The 20,577-nt window shown below is 68.5% G+C and carries 12 protein-coding genes; all 12 read left to right on the top strand.

Annotated features, from left to right (window positions below; all coding sequences use genetic code 11):
• The first annotated feature begins 5 nt into the window (after positions 1-5).
• Positions 6-1,007 (top strand): carbohydrate kinase family protein, encoded by a 1,002-nt coding sequence (locus KRR26_RS27770; RefSeq protein ID WP_217081260.1) that lies wholly within the window; start codon positions 6-8, stop codon positions 1,005-1,007.
• 265 nt (positions 1,008-1,272) lie between these two features.
• Complete coding sequence (locus KRR26_RS27775) at positions 1,273-3,471, top strand: serine/threonine-protein kinase (RefSeq protein ID WP_407931744.1); 2,199 nt, start codon at positions 1,273-1,275, stop codon at positions 3,469-3,471.
• A gap of 83 nt (positions 3,472-3,554) precedes the next feature.
• Positions 3,555-4,547: a glycine--tRNA ligase subunit alpha gene (glyQ, locus tag KRR26_RS27780; protein WP_217081261.1), complete on the top strand. Its 993-nt coding sequence runs from the start codon at positions 3,555-3,557 to the stop codon at positions 4,545-4,547.
• On the top strand, positions 4,537-6,651 hold the full coding sequence (gene glyS, locus KRR26_RS27785; RefSeq protein ID WP_217081262.1) for a glycine--tRNA ligase subunit beta: 2,115 nt from the start codon (positions 4,537-4,539) through the stop codon (positions 6,649-6,651). The genes glyQ and glyS overlap by 11 nt, the downstream gene beginning before the upstream one ends.
• Positions 6,652-6,805: 154 nt before the next feature.
• Positions 6,806-8,347 carry a YncE family protein gene (locus KRR26_RS27790; protein ID WP_217081263.1) on the top strand — a complete coding sequence of 514 codons (1,542 nt, stop codon included), beginning with the start codon at positions 6,806-6,808 and terminating at the stop codon, positions 8,345-8,347.
• A complete protein-coding gene (locus tag KRR26_RS27795; RefSeq protein WP_217081264.1) occupies positions 8,344-10,524 on the top strand; it encodes a hypothetical protein in 2,181 nt (726 codons plus the stop codon). The genes KRR26_RS27790 and KRR26_RS27795 overlap by 4 nt, the downstream gene beginning before the upstream one ends.
• A 63-nt stretch (positions 10,525-10,587) precedes the next feature.
• Complete coding sequence (locus tag KRR26_RS27800; RefSeq protein WP_217081265.1) at positions 10,588-11,466, top strand: FHA domain-containing protein; 879 nt, start codon at positions 10,588-10,590, stop codon at positions 11,464-11,466.
• Positions 11,467-11,570: 104 nt separating this feature from the next.
• A complete protein-coding gene (locus tag KRR26_RS27805) occupies positions 11,571-12,107 on the top strand; it encodes an A24 family peptidase (protein WP_120209844.1) in 537 nt (178 codons plus the stop codon).
• 35 nt (positions 12,108-12,142) lie between these two features.
• A complete protein-coding gene (locus KRR26_RS27810) occupies positions 12,143-13,591 on the top strand; it encodes a type II and III secretion system protein family protein (RefSeq protein ID WP_120209843.1) in 1,449 nt (482 codons plus the stop codon).
• A 153-nt stretch (positions 13,592-13,744) separates the two neighbouring features.
• Positions 13,745-15,517, top strand: coding sequence for an ATPase, T2SS/T4P/T4SS family (locus KRR26_RS27815; RefSeq protein WP_120209842.1), 1,773 nt, complete (start codon positions 13,745-13,747; stop codon positions 15,515-15,517).
• 7 nt (positions 15,518-15,524) lie between these two features.
• Positions 15,525-17,747 carry an FHA domain-containing protein gene (locus KRR26_RS27820; RefSeq protein ID WP_120209841.1) on the top strand — a complete coding sequence of 741 codons (2,223 nt, stop codon included), beginning with the start codon at positions 15,525-15,527 and terminating at the stop codon, positions 17,745-17,747.
• A 45-nt stretch (positions 17,748-17,792) separates the two neighbouring features.
• The gene (gene polA, locus KRR26_RS27825; RefSeq protein WP_217081266.1) at positions 17,793-20,489 is read left to right on the top strand and encodes a DNA polymerase I; all 2,697 of its coding nucleotides are present in this window, start codon (positions 17,793-17,795) and stop codon (positions 20,487-20,489) included.
• Positions 20,490-20,577: the final 88 nt, after the last annotated feature.

The raw sequence follows: 20,577 nt of genomic DNA on the forward strand, positions 1-20,577 counted from the left end.
GCGACATGAGCGACGCGGGGCCGCTGGACGTGGTGTGCGTGGGGGAGACCTTGGTGGACTTCCTCCCCGCGGCGACAGGCCGAGCGGTGCGCGAGGTGGAGTCCTGGCATCCGTGCTCTGGAGGTTCGCCCGCCAACGTCGCGGTGGGGCTCGCGAGGCTCGGGCTGCGCTCGGCGATGGTGGGCGTGGTGGGCGCGGATGAGTTCGGGCACTTCCTTCGGGACAGGCTGGCCGCGGAGGGCGTGGACATCAGCCACCTGCGACAGGTGACCGAGGCGCGCACGGGCCTGGTGTTCATCTCCCTGGATGCGAAGGGGGAGCGCACCTTCACGTTCTTCCGGACGCGCTCGGCGGAGTTTCTGCTCGGGCGCGCGGATGTGGATCCGGCGCTCCTCTCGCGTGCGAGCGTGGTGCACTGCGGCTCCAACTCGCTGCTGCTGCCCGAGTCGCGCGAGGCCATGGTCACGATGCTCGAGACGGCGCGGGCGGCGGGCCGCATCGTGAGCTGCGATCCCAACCTGCGCCTGCACGCGTGGGAAGACCCTGGCGAGCTGAAGGCGTTGCTCGCGAGGCTGTTGCCGTTGTGCACGGTGGTGAAGCTGTCCGAGGAGGAGATCTCCTTCTGCACGGGCGCGGAGACGCCCGAGGGCGCGCTGGTGGCGCTGTCCTCGATGGGCGTGCGACTGCCCGTCGTGACGCTGGGCGAGCGCGGCGTCGTCTTCCTCTGGAATGGGGAGCGGGTGCACGTCCCGGCCCCGCGCGTGGAGGTGGTGGACACCACGGGGGCGGGTGACGGGTTCGTCTCGGGGCTCCTGCATGGGCTGGTGCGCTGGTACGGAACCCCTCGCGCCCTGGAGGCGGCGACGCGCGCGGAGCTGGAGTCGCTCTGCACGTTCGCCTGCGCGGTGGGCGCGCAGGTCGTCACCCGGCTGGGCGCAGTGGCCGCGCTTCCTCGCGCTGGCGACGTGGAGGCGTGGCTTCCGCGCCGCCCGCCTCCCGCTGGGTGAGGTGGGGCACGGCCCCGCGTCGGCCTGATGCGTCAAGGCGTGGCCCCGGAGCGTTCGCGGGCCCGATTTCGCATCGCGGATCCGCGACTCGTCCGAGGGGAGATCCGGCCCTGGGGTCTTTTCGACGCGTTGTCAATCGACGGTGAGGTCGCGGCCGGGTAACATGCTGCGGCACATGAGTACGCAGGGAGGCGCCGGAGCTGATCCCGATCGGGGGCGGCGCATCGGTAAATACGAGATCCTCACGCGCCTCTCGATGGGGGGGATGGCGGAGCTGTTCCTGGCCTTCACCTCGGGGCCTGGAGGCTTCCGCAAGTTCGTCGCGGTGAAGCAGATCCTCCCGGACATCAAGAAGGACGACCAGTTCGTCAAGATGTTCCTGGACGAGGCGCGCATCACCGCGGCGTTCTCCCACGCCAACATCGGGCAGGTTTTCGATCTGGGCGAGGAGGACGGCGAGCTGTACCTCGCCATGGAGTTCCTGCCCGGTCAGAACCTCGAGCAGGTGGTGAAGGCGGCCTCCCGAAAGGGGCAGCCGCTCCCTGTCGGGTTCTCGTCGCGCGTGCTGCGTGACTCTTGCCTGGGGCTGCACTACGCGCATCACTTCACGGATCCCGCTGGCAAGCCCGTGGCGGTGGTTCACCGCGACGTCTCGCCGAAGAACGTGATGATCACCTACGACGGGGTCGTGAAGGTGATCGACTTCGGCATCGCGAAGGCGCGCGGGAAGCTCGGTCGCACCCAGGTGGGGACGGTGAAGGGGACCAGCGGCTACATGTCCCCCGAGCAGGTTCGCAACCAGGCGTTGGACGGGCGCAGCGACCTGTTCTCCGCGGGCGTGATGTTGCATGAGCTGCTGACGGGCCAGCGGCTCTTCAACGGGCCTCACGAAGCCGCGGTGATGATGCAGATCGTGAGCGACGAGATTCCCTCGCCGCGCTCGCTCAATCCCGCGGTCCCCGAGGCGCTGGACGCGGTGGTGATGCGCGCGCTCGCGCGGGACTCCTCGAAGCGCTTCGCCACGTGCCGCGAGATGGCGCGCGCCATCGAGGCCGCGCTGGGCTCGGAGCTGTTCGACGAAGACGGCATGGCCGCCGTCATGGGGGAACTCTTCGAGGAGAAGCGCCAGAAGACGCGCACGCTCCTGGAGTTGGCCAGCCGCGCCGAGGATGCCCGCGTCAGCGAGGCCGCCGGCGCGCTCCAGCAGGAAGAGGGTCCGGAGGGCGCTGGCGCGGCGAAATCCCCGCCGCGTCCGCGACTCACGCCGGATGTCCCTTCGGACGCCAACTCGCCGACGCGCAGCCTCCCCGCGCGGCGCCCCGAGGCCGCCCACACGCCTCGCACGGGCCGCACGGTCGATACGTCCCCGGGGACGCGCACGCCTCGGCCCGCAGGTACGGAAGCCGCCGCGCCCGCTCGCGCGCCTCGCGTGGACAGTGCTCCCGAGGGCGCTCCGTCACGCACGCCGCGCCCGCGGCTCGTCGCGAAGTCCGAGGCAGATGAGGCCTCCGCTCAGACGGGAGTGGAGGAGGCGCTCAACGAGCCGAGTGACCTGCAGACGCAGCGCTTCCGGTCTCGGCCCCCGCGTCCTGGTGCGGCTCCGGCGCGGGCGGGACGTGCGGGTGGCGCGCGCAGCGACACGCCACGTGAGACGCCGGCGAGCGGAAAGCAGGGCTCGGGTTGGCTCGGAAAGATTGTCTGGCTGGGCGTCATCGCGGGCTTGGGCGTGCTCGTCTCGCGCGAGCCCGTGCGCAAGCTGTTCGTCCCCGCGTATGAGTCCGCGAAGAAGTGGGTGAAGGACGAGCTGGATCCGCCCGCGCCCCAGGATCCCGCGGCCGATGCGAAGTGGCCGCCCGCGCGCAGCGGCCCTCCCGCCACGTTCGTTCAGCACGAGGCCCCCGCCGAGCCGACCACGCCACCTCCCGCCCAACCCGAGGCTCCCGCCAAGGTCGAGGAGCCCGTCGTCGAGGAGAAGAAGGACACCAGGTCCGCCACCGCGAACAAGGGGACGCGCGCAACCAAGGATGGCGCCAACTCCGCGCATCGTTCGGGTGCGACGGAGGAGGCGGTCGCGGCCAAGGGCAAACGGGGACGCCCGGCGACTTCCGAGGCGCCCGCAGCTCCGCGAGCGCCCGCGGCTGAGCCCGTCACCACCGTGACGCAGAGCCCGGATGGCATGGCGCAGGTGCTCGACACGCGCACGGCGAAGGGCGCGGCGAAGGCGGGCCTCGGTTGGCTGACCCTGTCCACGCTGCCGCTGCACGCGGCGGTGTTCGATGGCTCCACGCAGTTGGGGACCACGCCGCTGCAGAAGTTCCCGCTGCCCGTGGGGACCTATCGCTTGCGAGTGGTGGACCCGACCAGCTCCGACGGCGCGAGCAAGTTGTTGTCCGCTCCCATCCGTCCAGGTGAAGTGACGAAGCTCCAGATTCGACTGGCCGACCTCCCGAGCTACGCGGACTGACGGCCGTTCTTGACGCTCCCGGACCCCCTCACTAGGGTCCGCGCGTCTTTCCTTCGACGCACTGCGAGAAGGACTCGCCAGCTATGTACTTCCAGGACCTGATCCTCACGCTCCAGAATCACTGGGCCAACCAGGGCTGCATCATCACCCAGTCGTACGACACTGAGGTGGGAGCAGGGACCATGGCGCCCTATACATTCCTTCGCGCGCTCGGTCCCGAGCCCTGGAATGTGGCGTACGTGCAGCCGTCGCGTCGCCCCGCGGATGGTCGCTTCGGTGAGAACCCGAACCGTCTGTTCCAACACCACCAGTTCCAGGTCATCCTCAAGCCCGCGCCGAAGAACGTCCAGGAGCTGTACCTGGAGTCGCTCCGGAAGATTGGCGTGGATCCGCTCGCGCACGACATCCGGTTCGTCGAGGACGACTGGGAGTCTCCGACGCTGGGCGCGTGGGGCCTCGGTTGGGAAGTGTGGTGTGACGGGCAGGAGATCACCCAGTTCACCTACTTCCAGCAGTGCGGTGGTTTTGACTGCAGGCCGGTCGCCGCGGAGATCACCTACGGACTGGAGCGCCTCTGCACCTATCTGCAGAGCGTGGAGAACGTCTTCGACCTCGAGTGGGTCAAGGGCGTGAAGTACCGGGAGATCTTCCATCCGAACGAAGTGGAGATGAGCGAGTACGCGCTCCACCAGTCGGATCCGCAGATGCTCTTCGCGCTGTTCGACGCGTACGAGAAGGAGTGCAAGCGCCTCATCGAGCGAAAGCTGCCGCTGCCGGCCTACGACTACGCGCTGAAGTGCTCGCACACGTTCAACCTGCTGGATGCGCGCGGCGCCATCTCCGTCACGGAGCGCGCCAACTTTATCAAGCGCGTGCGCGACAACGCGCGGCTGTGCGCGGAGGGCTACCTCCAGATGCGCGAGCGCCTGGGCTATCCGCTGACCAAGACGCCGTGGACCGTGGGCGAGCAGCCGCCCGTGCTCGAGGGCAAGCCCGCGAGCGACTACTGGAAGACGGTGCAGCTCAACAAGCCGGTGGAGAAGAAGGACAAGGCGGAGGTGGCCCGTGGCGCGTGATCTTCTCCTGGAGGTGGGCGCCGAGGAGATTCCGGCGTCGTTCATCACCCCCGCGCTGGAAGACCTGAAGCGCGTGCTCACCGAGCGGATGGCGGAAGCGCGCCTGAAGCACGGCGAAGTGCGCACGCTGGGCACGCCGCGCCGTCTGGCCGTCATCGTGCGCGACATCGCCGACGCGGGCGACGACGTGGTGAAGGATGTCCTCGGGCCCAGCGCCAAGGCCGCCTTCGACGCGCAGGGCAAGGCCACCAAGGCCGCGGAGAAGTTCGCCGAGAGCCTCAAGCTGGACGTGTCCGCGCTCGGGCGGACGCAGACCCCCAAGGGCGAGTACGTGTCCGCGCGGGTCGAGGAGAAGGGCCGTCCGGCCGCCGCGGTGCTCCAGGACGCGCTGCACGCGGCGGTGCACGGCGTGAACTTCCGCAAGTCCATGCGCTGGGGCGACGTGGACGTGTCCTTCGCGCGCCCGGTGCAGTGGATGATCGCGCTGTTGGGCGGCGAGGTGTTGCCGGTGGTGTTCGGCGACGTGAAGAGCGGGCGCACCACCTATGGCCACCGCTTCCTGGCCCCGGGCGCCATCGAGGTGGCGGGGCCGAAGGACTACGAGGCCGCGCTGGAGAGGGCGCACGTCATCCCGGACCTCGCCAAGCGCCGCGCGCTCCTCGTGGAGCGGGTGCGCGCCGCCGCCCAGTCCGCGGGCGGCGCGGTGCTGGAGGATGAGGGGCTGATGGATCAGGTCACCAACCTGATCGAGCTGCCGAATCCCGTGGTGGGCACGTTCGAGGCGCGTCACCTGGACCTGCCGCCCGAGGTGCTGGTGCAGGAGATGAAGAGTCACCAGCGCTACTTCTCGCTGGTGGACGGGCAGGGGAAGCTGCTGCCCAAGTTCATCGCCGTGTCCAACACGCCCGTGCGCGACTCGCAGCTCAGCCTGCGGGGGTATGAGCGCGTGCTGCGCTCGCGTCTGGCGGACGGACGGTTCTTCTTCGATGAGGACCGCAAGACGCCGCTGGCGGACCGCGTGGAGAAGCTGGGCCGCGTGGTGTGGCAGAATCAACTCGGCACCTATCTGGACAAGGTGGAGCGGTTCCGCTCGCTGGCCGTCTGGCTGGCAGAGCGCTCCGGCAAGGCGAGCGAGGCGGCCACCATCGAGCGCGCCGCGACGCTGTCCAAGGCGGACCTCGTCACGGGCATGGTGGGCGAGTTCCCCGAGCTTCAAGGGGTGATGGGCCGCGAGTACGCGCGCGCCGGCGGCGAGCCGGAGGCGGTGGCGGTCGCCATCTTCGAGCACTACCTGCCGCGCGGCGCCGAAGACGCGCTGCCGTCGCAGGATGGTGGCGCCTTCGTTGGCCTCGCGGACCGGCTCGATTCGCTGTGCGGCATCTTCGCCATCGGCAAGGCGCCATCGGGCGCGGCGGACCCGTTCGCGCTGCGTCGCGCCTGCCTGTCCATCATCCGCATCGTGTTGGGGCGTGGCTATCGCTTCAGCCTCTCCGGCGCGGTGGATGAGGCGCTCCGCTTGCTTGCGCCGAAGATCGCCAACGTGAAGCGCAAGCCCGGCGAGGCCTCGCCGCGCGAGCAGGTGCTGGAGTTCTTCCGCGGCCGTCTCAAGGCGCTGTGGGGAGAGCACCACCGCACGGACGTCGTGGAGGCCGTGCTGTCCGCGGGGTTCGATGACCTGGTGGCGGCGCACAAGCGGGTGGAGGCGCTGAGCCTGCTCGTGGGGCGCGCGGACTTCCAGCCGCTCGCGGTGGCGTTCAAGCGCGTGGCGAACATCGTCGAGAAGCAGGGCAAGGACGTCGCGGAGGGGCAGACGAATCCCCAGAAGTTCACCGACGAGCCCGAGCGCAACCTGCACGCGGCCTTCACCCAGGCGCGCGCCAAGGTGGGCTCGCTGGTGGGCACGGACGACTTCGCGGGGGCGCTGCGGGAGATCACCAGCCTGAAGCCCGCCGTGGACGTCTTCTTCGACAAGGTGATGGTGATGGCGGAGGACAAGGACCTCCGCGAGAACCGCATCCGGTTCCTCACGGAGATTGGTGCCCTGTTCAATCAGGTGGCCGACTTCTCGAAGATCCAGGCCGAGGCGCCCGCGTCCGCGGCCTGAGCCCCCCTGGGGAGGGGGCGGGCACCGGGATTCCCGGGGTGGCTGCTTGCCTCCCCGGGTGTCCCAAGGCGTTGGGTGGCGGGCGTCCGGGAATACGGCGAGCCCTTTGCAGTTGCCCGCGACGGGGCCCGTTCCTACACTCCGCCCCCCTCTGATGCGCCCCTCCTTCCTGACCTCCGCGCTGCTCCTGCTCGCGTCGTGCTCGGCCACCACCGAGTCACACCCGTCTCCCTCGACCCGCTTCGTGTACCCAAGCGGCCTTGAGTTCTGGCGACCCGCGGGCAGCCTTCCGCCGTCCACCAACGGCTACCTCTTCGTCGCGAGCGCCAACTTCGACAGCTGCTTCGACAGCGGCGCGGTCATGGCGGTCAACCTGGATTCGATTGGACAGGGGCAAGGCAAGCCGCTGCCCACCCTGGACCCCGCTCAGCCCTTCAGCGGCACGCCGCTGGAGATCACCGAGCTGAACGTGCCCTCCGAGGCGTACGTTCAAATCGACAGCTTCGCGGGGGAGATGGCCTCGTGGAGCAACCCCGGCAACGGCGGGCTGCCGCGCCTCTTCGTGCCGTCTCGGGCGAAGAACAACTTCCTGCACGCCATCGATTTCAAGCTGGATGGCGGCACGGGCGCACTGGCGTGCGCGCAGAGCGGCGCCGGGCGTGACTGTGCTCAGAATGCGCTGTCGCTCACGAGCGACATCCCGCACTCGGCAGCCGACCTTCCGAGGGCGCCTTCGCCGATCGGCGTCACGGTGGATCCGGCCTCGGGTTCTGTCTACGTGACGCACTCGGAGGCGGCGGACTCTCCGGCGCGCACGAGTAAGAACTTCGCGAACTATCTGGTCTCGGTGCCGGCGGACAATCCCGTCCGGGACAACCTGGAGTTCATCTTGCTGTCGCGGGATGGCCTCACGTACGGCGGCACGGACGCGACGGCGGTGGGGGATGGGTACCTCTACGTCACCGGTCGCAACTACGTGCAGGGGTCGTCGGGCACGGTGGGCGCCAGCTTCATCCTGCGGCTGGTCGACAAGTTCGACCACACGCACGTCATCGAGCCGAACGTCTTCTCCCAGGTCCGGATCAGCGAGGCGCGTGGGGCGCAGGTGGTGCGTGCTCCGGTGGACCCCGCCGCGCCGCTGGTGCGCAAGGAGCGGCTCTACATGCTGGCCCGAGGGCCAGACACGCTGCTCGTCTTCGACTTCGAGTACAAGCTGCCGGATCCGGCCTTGGGCGAGGTGCGCCCGAGCACTCCCTCGTTCCGCATCGTCTCGACCGTGCCGATGCCGGGTGGAACGAGCGAGCTGCGGTTGGTGCGCCGCTCGAAGGGCTCGGTGGGCGACAACATCATCGCGGTGACGAGCACGACGGATGGCGCCCTGTCTCTCTATGACGAGAAGCTGGGGCAGGTCGTGGCGCAGGTAGCGCTCGGCACCGGCTTGAACCAGAACACGAACCCCACGCAGTCCTTCGGGCTGGCCGTGGACAATCCGGACGGAGAGTTGGCCGCGGGGGCCGCGGGACGGATCAACGCGGCCCGGGTTTTCGTGACGAACTTCGGAGCGGGCCAGGTCACCGTGGTGGACATCCCGGATCTCAATCGCCCCCAAGATGCGCGCCTCGTCGCGCGCATTGGCACGCGCCAGGAGCGCGATCTGCGCCAAGGCACCAGCGTGTGTGAGGAGAACAACCCGTGAAGCGCAGCACCCTTGCCGCCCTGATGCTGGGCGCCGCCGGCCTGACCGGGGCGTGCTCCGATACGACGACGACCGCGGGCATCGCGGGCCTGTCTGGCACCTATGACGTGGCGCTCGTGGACCAGCTCGTCTTCGTGACGTCGCAGGACCAGAACGAGCTGCGCGTGCTGGACCTGAACATCTCGCCGCGGCAGTTCATCCCCGCGCCCAACCCGTTGCAGCCCCTGGCCATCCCTGTCCTGGAGCGGCCGGACGCGCTCACGAAGGACACGGGCTACGACGACGCGGGCTTCGATGTCATAGGCCCTTATGTGTATGCCCGCAGCTCCGGCGGCCAGCGCATCTCCGTGGTGGCCGCGGATCGCAAGAATCTCGTCGAGGTCCAGCGCCTGGACGTGGGCGCGCTGCTGACGGCGTTCGCGGCGCGGGCTCCGGCGGCTGCTGGCGCGCCCAGCGTGCTCTACTACGCCTTGCAGACCCAGCCGACCGGCATGGATGCGACGGCGTGCCCTGCGGGAGTGGGCGTCATCATGCGGCAGGAGCTGCCGGGGCCGGAGGCGCTCGGGAGCACCTCGCTGCCCGCGCCCACGCCGGTCTTCTGCATGGAGCCGCAGGAGTCCGCGCTGTCGCTCCTGGTGTTGCCCGAGGTGTTGCCCAAGCGCGATGCCTCCGGGGAGCCCAAGGTCGATGACCCCGGGGAGCCCGAGCCGCTGGCGGTGGCGCTGCGCAACGTGAATCGTTCCGCGGCCACTCCTGGCGCGAGCCTGAGCCGGACCATCCGCATTCGCGGCGAGGTCACCGCCGCGGGGCCGAGGCAGACGCCGCTGGTCACCTATACGCGGCCCGAGCAGGGCGCGGGGACGGGAACGGCCATCGCCGCGCGACTGCTGGCCACGCACCCCGTCGTCCAATCGGCGGTCATGGACGCGAATGGCAAAGTCAATCCGGACGCGAATGGCAACATCGTCTTCGAGCCCGTCCCGGGGATGGGGGCCGGGCGCTTCATCTACGCGGTGCTCGATGAGCTGACCTGCACGGGTGACAGCTGCGTGGGCGTCATCGCGATCGATTCCGTGACGGGGACCCTCGCCAAGGACGTCACGGGCGCGGACATGCTCACGCTGCTGCCTCCCGCGGGCCTGCCCACCGGGCTGACTCTGCACCGGGGCCTGAACATCAACAACCGGACCGACAAACCCCTCTACCCGCCGCTGCTGGGGATCATGCCGTCCTCGGATGGCACCATCACGCTGTTCAGCGCCGACACGCGCCGCGCGCTCAACCTGTCGACGTCCGTGCCGACCGTGAATGTCGAGCTGCGGGACGCGCTGGAAGTGGCGCGGTCTCCTAAGCCGCCCGAGCCAGCGGTCCAGGTCATCCAGGGCTACCGGGATCCGATGGATCCGCTCAACGTCAAGCCCGTGTGCAAGGACACGAACAGCCTGTGTGGCGGCTCGCTCCCGAGCATCGTCTGGCGCATCGTCGCCAACGGAGTCCTGCCGGGAATCTCAGCCGTGGCCCGGGATGTCACCAGCCCCCTGCTGACCGTGGACGCGACCCAGGCCGCGCTCATCCAGGACAACGACCTCATCTCGCTGCAGACGGATACGGTCGCGTGCGGCACGTATGTGCGGGTCAAGAAGGTCGCGCTAAGCGATGGACGGGTGCAGATCCTCGACACCGCAGTGACGCCGCTGCCCACCGACTGCGCCACCTATGGGCGGTTCTCGGTGCTCGCGGACGGGGCCGAGAAGTTCGTCCTCTACTCGGGGACGGAGACCAGCGACAACTACGTCCGCCGGCTCGCGGGCGCGACCTACTACGAGGTCCTGCAGCCCTCGTCGTACTACTACCACCCGGACACGTTCGGCACCGGCGACTTCCCGACCACGCCGTACTCGGTGTTCCTGTACATCAACTACACCACGGTGCAGGCGGGGGATCGCTACGTGGTGTCCCTGTCGTCGGGATACCGTCCGTACGTGTTCTCGGTGGACAACTCGAGCACGTCGGGGTTGAGCGCGTTTCGCTTGCCGGGACCCGTGGTCGCGGCCGACGTCAACTCGAATACCGAGGCCTATATCGCCTACCCGTCAGCCGACGGCATCCTCCAGGTCACGCTCCAGCTCGTGTTGGACAACGAGGCCAACGCCCGGGCGGTGCGCTCGTTCCAGTAAACTGGGCGGGCCGAGAGTGGTCTGCTATCGTCCGAAGCGTCCAGTTTCGCCGAGTCAAGACCGATGATCGATCAGAACTCCCGCCCTGCCCGCAAGGTCGGCATCGCCGACCACCTGTGGGAGACGTACGAAGACATGGCCCAGCAGATGGGCTCCGATCGTGACGCGCTCATCAATCAGGCGCTGTTCATGTTCGCCCGGCTGAATGGGTTCATCGAGGCGAGAGGCCGGGCAGAGGCCTCCGCCGCCGTGGCACCCGCGCCAGCTGCTGCTGCCCGTCCCGCTGCCGCCGCACCGCCGTCCCGGCCCGCGTCTCCGCCGGTGCTCGCGCCCGCGCCGGCCCCCCGCCTGGAGCCGACCCCGCAGCCGGCTCCGGCTGCCCGCCCTCCGCCGCGCCTCGCCGAGGAGCGCGCCTCCGCCAACAACGGGCTCGACAATGACCCGGCGCGTCGCGAGGTCGCGGAGCGCGTGTTGGAGACGGCCGCGGAGTTGGAGCGGCTCATCAAGGGGAAGAACGAGCCGCCTCCTCCCAACGACGACATGGTCGAGGACGAGGAGCCCCTGCCGGACAGCGAGGACCCGGGCATGGAGGACATGCCCGACGAGCCCGCCGAGCCCGAGCCGGAGGAAGAGGAGAGCGCCGACGAACTCGCCGAGGAGGGCGCGGCCCTCTACCTGGTGACCGAGTCCGGGGACGAGGAGCAGATCGTCAAGGAGCGCTTCGTCATCGGTCGCGGCAAGCACTGCGACTTCGTCATCAACTCGGGCAAGGTGTCGCGCGAGCACGCCGTCATCACCCACGACGGCGGCGAGTTCTTCATCGAGGACCTGGGTTCGTCCAACGGCACGTGGTTCAACAAGAACCGCATCAAGCGCCGGAAGATTGAAGACGGGGACGAGTACTTCATCTGCAGCGAGAAGATTCGCCTCCTGGTCCGGTGAGCGTCAGCTCCGACCCGAGGGCTTCCCGCTGTTCGCCAATTGACGGGATCCAGGCGTCCCTGGTTTGATACCGGACGCCTGTCCGCGAAGGGGACAGGTGCCGGATGACACCTGCTCAGCTCGCGCTGTGGACGATCCTCGGAGTGGCACTGGTGATCTCGGTGGTGACGGATGTCCTGCGCCGCCGGATCCTGGATGTCGTCACCTACCCGCTGCTGGTGGTGGCGCTGGGCACGCGTCTGGCCACCGAGGGGTGGGGCGGTCTGGAGCAGGGGTTGGTGAGCGGGGCGGTGTCGGGACTGGGGCTGTCGTTGGTGCTCCTTCCCGGCGCGTTGCGGGGGCGGATGGGGTGGGGTGACGTGAAGCTGATGGCTGGCGTGGGCGCGGTGCTGGGTTTTCCGGCGGTGCTCGCGGCGGCGGCCTTCATCTCGCTGGTGGGCGCGCTGCAGGCAACGGTGACGTTGCTGTGGCATGGCGCCGTGTGGGACACGCTGGCGGCGGTGGGGCGGCGGTGGGCGGTGCGGGCGCGGTTGTTGCGCGAGGACGCGGACATCGGGCCGCGGCACAGCATTCCCTACGGGGTGGCCATCGCGCTTGGCACCTTCTGGGCCATGTGGTGGCAGCACAAGACTTTGGGTTAGCTCGGATTCGGAACGCGGAAGAGGGGTCTCGTACGATGTACACACGCTTCACGCACGCTGCGGCACTTGGCGCTCTCGTCGCTCTCGTGGCCAGTGCTCCGGCGCTGGCCCAGGAGGGCAGCACCGTCAGCCTGGGAGTGGGCACCCAGAAGGTGGTCAGCATCCCCGGCCTCAGCCGTGTCGCCCTCGGCGACCCGTCCGTCGCCGACGTGAGCACGCTGGGCACCAGCCAGCTGCTCATCACGGGTAAGCAGGAAGGCAAGACGACGCTGCTCGTCTGGAAGACGTCGGGCCAGCGCGTCAGCTACAACGTCACCGTCCGCAAGCAGGACCCCAACGAGGTCATCTCGGAGATCAAGCGACTCCTGGGAGAGATCGAGGGTGTCTCGGTGCGCATGGTGGGTGACCGCATCTACCTGGACGGTCAGGCCTACACGACCCAGGACGCGGACCGCATCGAGCAGGTGGTGAGCCTCTATCCGAACGTGAAGTCGTTCGTGAAGATCGCCCCCAACGCGAAGAAGCTGGTGGCGCAGAACCTCAACGCGGCCTTCCAGAAGGCCGGGCTGCGCAACGTGCAGGCCAACGTGGTGGGCGCCACCATCTTCCTGGAGGGCTCCGTGGAGAGCCAGCAGGACCTGCAGAAGGCCGAGCTCATCACCAAGGCCATCGGCGAGAAGGTGGAGAACCTGCTGGTGGTCGGCATCAAGCGGATGATCCTCACCGAGGTCCAGTTCGTTGAAATCCGCCGCGACAGCCGCGACCGGTACGGCATCAAGTACCCCACGGACATCACGGGCACGGCGAGCATCGCGGCCAACATCACCCAGGAGCTGTTCCCGGGGACGTTCGGGCAGGGCGCCTCGCAGATTGGCATTGGCGCGGGCTCGGCGTTCACGGTGGGCTTCCAGAGCAACGACGGCTACGGCCGTCTGCTCGCCCAGCCGAAGCTGGTGTGCGCCAGCGGTGAGAAGGCGGAGTTCCTGGCGGGCGGCGAGGTCCCCATCCCCCTCATCACCAACACCCAGGCCACGGTCGAGTTCAAGCCCTACGGCGTCATCCTGAACATCCGCCCCACGGCGGACCGCAACGGCAACATCCAGACCGAGGTCGAGGCCGAGGCGTCGGAGATCGACACGTCGGTGGCTGTCTCCTTCGGTGGTTCGTCCGCCATCCCCGGCTTCCGGACCCGCAAGGTGAAGACGAACGTCACCGTGCGCCACGGCGAGACCATCGTGCTGTCGGGTGTGTTCAGCCACGACGAGCAGAAGGCCGTCTCGAAGATTCCGGGCCTGGGCAACATCCCCATCGTGGGCGAGCTGTTCAAGAACCGCGCGTTCGACACGACCAAGCGCGAGCTGGTCATCTTCGTCACGCCGCGCATCGTGAACCCGGACTCCGACAAGGTCCGGACCATCATCGAGGACGTGAAGAGCCGCTACAAGCAGGCGCGCTCCGAGGTGAACTTCAACATCTTCGACTGAGCAAGGGGCCCCTTGGGGGCCACCTTCGCGGTGACGGGCCGGGCTCGCCTCTCTTCCAGAGGTGGGTGCCGGCCCGGTTTCTTTCCGGCGTCGTGCGCGGGAGACGAGCAGCGCCCTTTGAGGTGGCGTGGGCGCTTGGTAGGATCCGCCCCCATGTTTCTGATCACCCTCGCGGAAAAGGGCGGCGGAACCGAGCAGCGTGAGTTCGACAAGAACGAGATCACGATCGGCCGTCTTGCAGGAAACGACATCGTCCTCGCGAAGGGCAACGTCTCCAAATACCATTCCCGCATCGTCGCGAAGGACGGCAAGTGCATCATCGTGGACATGAAGTCCACGAACGGCACCTTCGTGAACGGCAAGAAGATCGGCGCGCCGCAGGTGCTCAAGCCGTCCGATCAGATCTACATCGGCGACTACATCATCAACGCGGAGATCCTCGATGAGGAGGCGCCCGCGATGACGCGCACCGCCGCTCCCGAGGAGGAGTACTACGACGAGGGCGGCGAGGAGGCCTACGAGGAGGAAGAGGAGGCCTACGAGGACGAGGCCCCCGAGGAGGCTCCTGCTCCGGCGGCTCCCGCGAAGAACATGCCCGCGTCGCTCGCCGCGGCGATGGCGAAGAACAAGAAGAAGGTGGACCCCCGTCTGGAGCGCTACTCGCGCTTGCAGAAGGAGATCCACGACCGGCTCATCGAGTACCTCGATCTGCGTCGCATGGACATGGACCGGCTCGGTGACGAGGAACTCTGGCGCCGGACCGAGAAGGCCATCCGCGACATCATCGACCAGATGGACGCGGACGGTGAGTTGCCCGAGGACGTGGACCGCGAAGAGCTGCTCACCGACGTCATCAACGAGGCGCTGGGCCTGGGGCCCCTCGAGGCGTTCCTCGCGTCGGATGAGATCAGCGAGATCATGGTGAACCACGCCAACCAGATCTACATCGAGCGCAAGGGCAAGCTGACGCTCTCCGAGAAGACGTTCTCGTCGAACCAGGCGGTGCTCGGCGTCATCGAACGCATCGTGGCGCCCATCGGCCGCCGCATCGATGAGTCGAGCCCGTTGGTGGACGCGCGCCTCAAGGACGGCAGCCGCGTGAACGCCATCATCCCGCCGCTGGCGCTCAAGGGGCCCTGCATCACCATCCGCAAGTTCAAGAAGGACTCGCTGAAGATCCAGGACCTGGTGAAGTACAAGACGCTCACCGCGCAGATGGCCGAGTTCCTGGAGATGTGCGTGAAGGCCCGGCGCAACATCGTCATCTCGGGCGGCACGGGCTCGGGGAAGACGACGACGCTGAACATCATCAGCTCGTTCATCCCCGACAGCGAGCGCATCGTCACGGTGGAGGACGCCGCCGAGCTGCAGTTGCCGCAGGACCACTGGGTGCAGTTGGAGAGCCGCCCGCCCAACCTGGAAGGCAAGGGCGCCATCACCATCCGCGACCTGGTGAAGAACTGCCTGCGCATGCGGCCGGATCGCATCGTCGTGGGTGAGTGCCGCTCCGGTGAGACGCTGGACATGCTCCAGGCCATGAACACCGGCCACGACGGCTCGCTCACCACGCTGCACGCGAACACGCCGCGCGACGCCATCGCCCGACTGGAGACGATGGTGCTCATGTCCGGCATGGAGCTGCCGGTGAAGGCCATCCGTGAGCAGATCGCCAGCGCGGTGCACATGATCGTGCAGCAGACGCGCTTCTCCGACGGCACGCGGAAGATCTGCTACGTCACCGAGGTGTCCGGCATGGAGGTCGACATCGTGACCCTCCAGGACATCTTCTACTTCAAGCAGGACGGGTTCACGGAGGACCACAAGGTGCGTGGCCGCTTCGTGGCGTCGGGCTTCGTGCCGAAGTTCTACGACGAGCTTCAGCGCAAAGGCATTCCCGTGAACATGAGCATCTTCCGCGAGGACTGACGCGCCCATGGCTACCCTGGTCGTCCGTCACCCTGACGGCAGCGAGACTGAACACGCCCTCACTGGCGAGCTGAAGATTGGCCGCCAGGAAGGCAATGACCTGCTCCTCACCGAAGGCGGCGTGTCGCGCAACCACGCGCGTGTCTTCGAGGAGGGGGGCAGCGTCTTCATCGAGGACCTCAAGAGCGCCAACGGCACCTACGTCGACGGGGAGCGCATCGAGGAGGCCGCGCCGCTCTCGCCACAGTCGAAGGTGGTGCTGGGCGATTACGAGCTTCAGCTCAAGGCCTCGGCCCGCGGCGGGTCGGGGGCGCGCAAGGCGGTGAAGCCCGCGTCTTCGCCCGGAGTCCCGCTGGGGACCGGTGAGGCCCGCGCCACGCGCGCCATGCCGAGCTTGCAGCAGAAGAAGGCTGCGGGGCCCGCGCCTGGCGCGGCGATCGCCAAGCGCCCCGCGCGGCCCGTGGCGGGCAGCACAGGCGGGGCACCCACCGCGGCCACGGGCCCCATGCTGCGCGGCATGACGGGCCCGTGGGCGGGCAAGACGTTCAACATCGGCGCCAAGCTCCTCGTCGGGCGGCAGCCTCCTGCGGGCGTCGTCCTCGAGGACGACTCGGTGAGCCGCCGCCACGCGGAGCTGGAGCGCGCGGGCACCGTGGTGCGGGTGCGCGACCTGGGCAGTGCCAACGGCACGCTCCTCAACGGCGAGGTGCTGGGCCCCGAGCCCATCGAACTTCAGGCTGGGGACGTCCTCCAGTTTGGCGTGGTGGAGATGACGTTCGAGGCCCCGGAGGCGCTCGACGCGCCGGTGCGTCGTGGGGGGGCCACGCCCTCGCGCTCGGGCCGCGGCGCCCCCGAGGAGGCTTCCCCAGGGCGGGGCAAGCTCATCATGGCCGTGCTGGGCGTGGTGGGGCTGCTCGTGGTGGGCGCGGTGGCCAAGGCGGCCCTCAGCGCCTCGAATGGCGAGACGCCCATCGAGCGCAAGGGCCCCTCGGCGCCGACGGATCCCGCCGCACAGCTGCAGGACTTGCTCAGCGAGTGCCGCTCGTTCGCGTCCAACGAGCAGGGCGCTCCGAACTGGGTGCGCGCCGAGGAGACGTGCACCAAGGCGCTCGACCTGGACCCGATCAACCCCGAAGGCAACACGCTCATCCGCCGCATCAAGCTGGAGCGCGAGGCCTCGGATAACTTCGCGGCGGGTGTCAAGGCGCTGGAGCGCCTCAAGGAGAAGGACGCGCTCGAAGCCTTCAAGAAGATTCCGAAGGAGAGTGAGTACTTCCGTCGCGCCAAGGCCAAGGCCAAGGACGCCTCGGAGCAGTTCTCCAAGCGCTCCTTGGACGACTGCAAGCGCTACCTCAACAACTCCCAGTGGGAAGTGGCCGTGTCCCGGTGTGACGAGTTCCTCCAGGTCTGGTGCTCGTCGCAGAACCAGGAGGAACTCACTCCGCCGCTGGGCTTCTCGTTGCGGCTGGAGGGCAAGCTGCGCCGCAACGAGTGGCGGCCGAAGGATGCGCTCCTCGTGCGCTTCCTGGTGGCGCGCGCCAAGGTGAATCCGAAGGCGGAGCCCTGGAAGTGCAACCGGGAGATCATCTTCACGGATGACGACCGCGCGCCGGATCCCGCCGCGGAGGTGCGGCAGTGGATCAACAAGAAGTACGTCAACAAGTTCATGCAGGCCGCGATGGTGGACTACTGGTTCGGCCGTGGGAGCGAGGCGCTCGCCACCCTCCAGAAGCTGCGGTCCAACTTCGAGGCTTCTCAGTTCCACGCGGAGACGGACCTGCTGGTCAAGGACATGGGCAACGTGGACCAGCTCTTCAAGGTGGGCGAGAGCGCGTTGACCGCCGAGGACCCTGAGAAGGCCGCGGGCTTCTTCCGCGAGGCGCTGGAGACGGACACGCGCCTCATGGCCAACATGGCGGAGAGCCACCCGTCGTTCTATCGGAAGAACATCCTCCAGGACATGGCCACCAAGGCGTACTCCCGCGGCAAGCACTGGGCGGATCGCGAGGACAAGCGCAAGGCGTGCCGCATCTGGAAGCTCGGCTTCGAGTTCTACCGAGGCAGCACCGACCTCAACAAGGCGGTGGCCTTCTGCTCGGGTCAGGCGTCGCAGGCGCTCTCGGGGGCGGGGGGCTGCTCGGATCTCACGGTGGTGGAGGACTACGCGGTGCCGGGAGACGGCGTCGCGGAGCAGCTGGCGGCGAAGAAGACGGAGTGGAAGTGCCGCTAGCGGGCAACATGGACAGGGCCTGACAGGCGCGCTAGGCACGGGGGCATGGCCGACACCAGCCCCCAGCGCCCCGCGCGCACCCTGGTCCTCATCGATGCCTCCGGCTTCATCTTCCGCGCGTACCACGCGATCCCCCCGCTCTCGACGAGCAAGGGGGTGCCCACCAACGCGGTGCTCGGCTTCACGCGCATGCTGCTCAAGGCGCTGCGCGAGCTGCCGCACTCGCACGTGGCCATCGCGTTCGACAAGGACAGCCGCGTCGAGCGCCAGAAGATAGACCCGACGTACAAGGCCAACCGCGAGGCCACGCCGCCGGACCTGCTGCCCCAGTTCGAGCACATCCGCCGCGTGGTGGACGTGCTCAACCTGCGCGTGGTGGAGGCTTCCGGCTGGGAGGCGGACGACGTCATCGGGACGCTCGCACGCCGGGGGCGCGAGGCGGGCTTCGACATCAAGGTCGTCACCGGCGACAAGGACTTCGTCCAGATTGTCCAGGACGGTGTCCGCCTGTTCGATCCGATGAACGATCGAATCACCGACACCGCCGCCGTGAAGGAGCGCCTGGGCATCGAGCCGCGCCAGATGCGCGACTACCTGGCCCTCATTGGCGACGCGGTGGACAACGTGGCCAAGGTGCCAGGGATTGGGCCGAAGACGGCAACGGAGTTGTTGACGCAATTCGGTGACGTGGAGACGCTGCTCTCCCGGCTGGACGAGGTGAAGAAGCCGAAGATTCGCGAGGCCCTCGGCGCGCACCGCGAGAGCCTGTTGCGGGCCCGGCAGCTCGTCACGTTCAACACGGAGCTGCCGCTGGACGTGGCGCTGGATGACCTGGTCTGGCGTGAGCCGGATGCCAGGCGCGCGAGGGACTTGTTCACCGAGCTGGAGTTCTTCGCGCTGCTGCGCGACCTGCCGCAAGAAGAGGCCCCGCAGGTGGCGCCGCTCGTCACGACGACGACCTTCGTCACCACGGAGGACGAGGTGAAGGCGCTCGCGGACGCGGTCCGCGTGGCGGGGGACGTCACGTTGATTCCGGCATTTGAAGGCATGCCCTTCGCCGCCGCGCTGGTAGGCATGGGCGTGTCGCTGCCAGAGGGCGCGACCCGGTATGTGCCGCTGCGTCACCAGCAGCTCGGCGTGGCCCAGGTCCGGCCCGAGGCCTTCGTGTCCGCGATGAAGCCCGTGCTGGAGGACGCGGCCATCAAGAAGGGGGGGCACGACCTGAAGGCCTTGACCCTGTTGCTCGCCACCGAGGGCATCGCGCTGCGCGGGGGCCAGGACGATGTGGAGCTGCTCAGCTACCTGCTCAATCCCTCGCGGCGTGAGCACGCGCTGCCGGACCTGGCTCGCGAGCGCCTGCGCGCGGAGCTGCCCGCGCTGCCCGCGGTGACGGAGGGGCGCAAGGGCAGGGCGCTGGCGGACCACGCCCCGGACGAGGTGGGCGCGGCCTATGCGGTGCGCGCGGATGCGGCGCGGCGGATGGCGCCTGAACTCTGGCGTGAGCTGGAGGCGGCGAACCTCGCGTCGTTGGCCCGATCGATGGAGCTGCCGCTGCTGCCCATCCTCGCGAAGATGGAGCGCCGGGGCGTGAAGCTGGATGTCCCCGAGCTGGCCCTCATCTCCGCGCGCGTGGATTCCGAGGTGACGGCGCGCGAGAAGGCCTGCCACGCAGCGGCGGGCCACGAGTTCAACGTGGGCTCCAATCCGCAGCTCGCCCAGGTGCTGTACGAGGAGAAGAAGCTCCCCATCCTCAAGCGCGGCAAGACGGGCCCGTCCACGGATCAGGAGGTGTTGGAGAAGCTGGCGGACGAGCACGGCAGCGAGCTGGCGCGCGCCATCATCGAGTACCGCTCCCTGTCCAAGCTCAAGAGCACCTACCTGGACACGCTGCCGTCCCTGGTGGCGCGTGACGGGCGCATCCATACGACCTATCACCAGGCGGCGACGGCCACCGGGCGCCTGTCGTCGTCGGATCCCAACCTGCAGAACATCCCCGTGCGCACGGAGGTGGGCCGGGAGATTCGCCGCGCCTTCGTGGCCGAGCCAGGGCATCAGCTCGTCAGCGCGGACTACAGCCAGGTGGAGCTTCGGCTGTTGGCGCACATCGCGGAGGACCCGGTCCTCATCGACGCGTTCCTCCACGACGAGGACATCCACAGTCGCACGGCGGCCGAGGTCTTCGGCGTGACGCCCGCGCAGGTGGACCGCGAGCAGCGGCGCGTGGCGAAGATGGTGAACTTCGGCATCGCGTACGGGCTGTCTCCGCACGGCCTGTCCACGCGGCTGGGCATCTCCCAGGAGTCCGCGCGCGACGTCATCGAGCGCTACTTCACGCGCTACGCGGGCATCCGGCGTTACCTGCTGGAGACCGTGGAGAAGGCCCGCAAGGTGGGCTACGTGGAGACGCTCTACGGACGCCGCCGGCTCATGGGGGACCTGCACTCGAAGAACCGGGGCGTGGCCCAGGCCGCCGAGCGCGCCGCCATCAACATGCCCATTCAGGGCACGGCCGCGGACTTGATGAAGATGGCCATGCTCGCGGTGGAGGACGCGCTCCGCCAGGAAGGCCTGCGCACCACGCTGCTGCTCCAGGTGCACGACGAACTGTTGTTCGAGGCGCCGGATGCGGAAGTGGAAGCGGTGAAGGCGCTCGCGGCCCGGTGCATGTCCTCGGTGGCCCAGCTCAAGGTGCCGCTGAAGGTGGACGTGGGCGCGGGGCGAAGCTGGGCAGATGCGCACTGAGCGCGAGGCGTGACTGCCCTCGCGCTCGTGCCCTCTGCCTGAAAAACACGCCGACCCGTCCGACCGGCGAGGCGCGCGGACCCCCATC

The sequence above is a fragment of the Citreicoccus inhibens genome (assembly GCF_019039035.1).
In the GTDB taxonomy this organism is placed as follows: domain Bacteria; phylum Myxococcota; class Myxococcia; order Myxococcales; family Myxococcaceae; genus Citreicoccus; species Citreicoccus inhibens.